Source organism: Actinomyces sp. MRS3W (assembly GCF_032465695.1).
Lineage (GTDB): Bacteria > Actinomycetota > Actinomycetes > Actinomycetales > Actinomycetaceae > Actinomyces.
Genome location: NZ_JAWDJJ010000224.1, coordinates 1 through 2,000, shown reverse-complemented (window position 1 = coordinate 2,000; position 2,000 = coordinate 1). Strand labels below are relative to the sequence as shown.

The window sequence follows — 2,000 nt, the reverse complement described above, 5'->3', positions numbered from 1 at the left end:
TGCCGAAACCGGCACTTGTGACGTACCGAAACCGGCACTAATGACGTACCCAAACCGGTCGATGTGGTGGTGGCCGGTCGGCGCCGACGCTGAGGGCCGGGTCCGGGCAGTCTTGCACGCCCCCCGCCCGGCCAGGACACCGGCGGTCGGGACCGAGCCGCTCCCCGGGAATCAGCGGTTCGTCTCTTCCGACGAGTCCTCGCCCGCCCCGGCGCCGCCGTCAGCCTCAACACGACTCGAGGGCGCATGGGGCCCGGAGGCGAGTGTGGCCACCTCGACGGCGGTCACGCCCAGCAGGATCGCGGCGAAGGAGAAGAAGAACCAGCCGGGCGCCCACGCGTTCCGGTGCGCTCCCGCCACGAGCACCACCCCGATCATGACCGCGATCTTGCCCGCGAAGGAAATCATGACGCCGCCGGAGGCGAGCAGGGGGAAGCGCTCCCACGGCAGGGCCAGGGCGACGACGGTGATGAGGGTCAGCAGGAATCCGGTCCCGGCGCCCCAGGCGGCACCGGCCCAGGCCGCTCCGCCCGCGAGCGCGCCGGCGATGAGCACGATGATGCTCAGGCCGACGCCGGTGAGCGCGACCCGCACGGCGGCGCTTCTCATTCGCGCCTGGGGCGACATCTGCTGTGCCAAGTCCTTCTTCTGCGTCAACGGCGTCGGCCTCCTCGCGCGTGTCGGGCGCCCAGGCGGCGCGCCCAGGCCTGCCGCACCCCGGGCATGAGGTCTACGGTGACGACCAGGGCGAAGCAGACCCCGACGAGGCTGCCGATCAACACCCATTTCAGGGGGAAGAAGGCCATGGCGGCCACCGAGAAGGCGGCGACGGCGGCCCACACGTACATGACCAGGACGGCGCGGCGGTGGGAGTGACCCGCGGCCAGCAGTCGGTGGTGCATGTGCATACGGTCGGGGTGGAAGGGGCTGTGTCCGGCGCGGGTGCGGCGCACGATCGCCATGATCATGTCCGTCAGCGGCAGCAGCAGCACCGCCAGGGGAATGAGAACGGGCAGGAACACCGGCACCGCCGTCGGCCCCTCAAGCGTGCCCGGGTCGATCTGGCCGGTGACGATGATCGTGCCGGCAGCGCTGATCAGCCCCAGCTGCATGGAGCCGGAATCCCCCATGAAGATGGTCGCGGGATGGAAGTTATGGGGTAGGAAGCCCATGCAGATGCCGATGAGCGCAGCCACCACCGTGGCCGCCAGGGAGGTGTAGGACTCGGGCGAGGTGGTGCGGGTGAGCACGTAGACGTATAGGAAGAAGGCGGTGGAGCCGATGCCGATAATGCCGGCGGCGAGCCCGTCCAGGCCATCGACGAAGTTGACGGCGTTGATCGCGGCCAGTACCACCACGATGGTCGAGATGAGCGACAGCCGCGAGGAGCCGATGGTGAGCCCGCCCACGGGGAAGGTGATGAGCTGGACGCCCTGCCAGGCCATGACCCCGGCGGCGAGGATCTGCCCGACGAGCTTGGTCATCCAGTCCAAGTCCCACAGGTCGTCGATGACCCCGAGCCCGCAGACCATGCCGGCCCCCAGCACCACCGCCCAGGCGGAGGAGTCGATGACGTTGGACAGATAGGGCACTTGGGAGGCGACGACGATGGCGGTGGCGAAACCGGCGAACATAGCCACGCCCCCGAGCCGGGGGATGGGGGTGGAGTGGACGTCCCGGGCCCGCACCGGCGTGAGCGCACCGCTGACCAGGGCCAGATGGCGCACAATCGGCACGGCGACGTAGGTGACCGCCGCGGCGACGAGCAGAACCAGCAGGTAGACCTTCACGCGCCGCCCTCCTCGGCTGCGGGCGCGAGCGGCACCACGGCGGCCAGTTGGGTGCGGGTGATGACGCCGTCGCGTACCACCGTCGGTGCCTGCGCCGCGCGGCCCGCCAGCGACACGATGGTGGAGGCCACCGGGCCGGGCGTGGCGCCGCCGTCGAGCAGGAGGATATCCGTCGGCACCTGCGGACCGGGCACCGCACCGGCGTCGGCA

The 2,000-nt window shown here is 70.6% G+C and carries 2 protein-coding genes and 1 pseudogene; all 3 read right to left on the bottom strand.

What is annotated here, in order from left to right; genetic code table 11:
- Positions 1-171: 171 nt before the first annotated feature.
- Positions 172-657 carry a hypothetical protein gene (locus tag RWX45_RS08610; protein ID WP_316023318.1) on the bottom strand — a complete coding sequence of 162 codons (486 nt, stop codon included), beginning with the start codon at positions 655-657 and terminating at the stop codon, positions 172-174.
- Positions 654-1,790 (bottom strand): MraY family glycosyltransferase, encoded by a 1,137-nt coding sequence (locus RWX45_RS08605; RefSeq protein WP_316023317.1) that lies wholly within the window; start codon positions 1,788-1,790, stop codon positions 654-656. The genes RWX45_RS08610 and RWX45_RS08605 overlap by 4 nt, the downstream gene beginning before the upstream one ends.
- Positions 1,787-2,000 (bottom strand): annotated as a pseudogene (locus RWX45_RS08600) (translation factor Sua5); the annotation flags it as partial. The gene RWX45_RS08605 and the pseudogene RWX45_RS08600, both read right to left, overlap by 4 nt.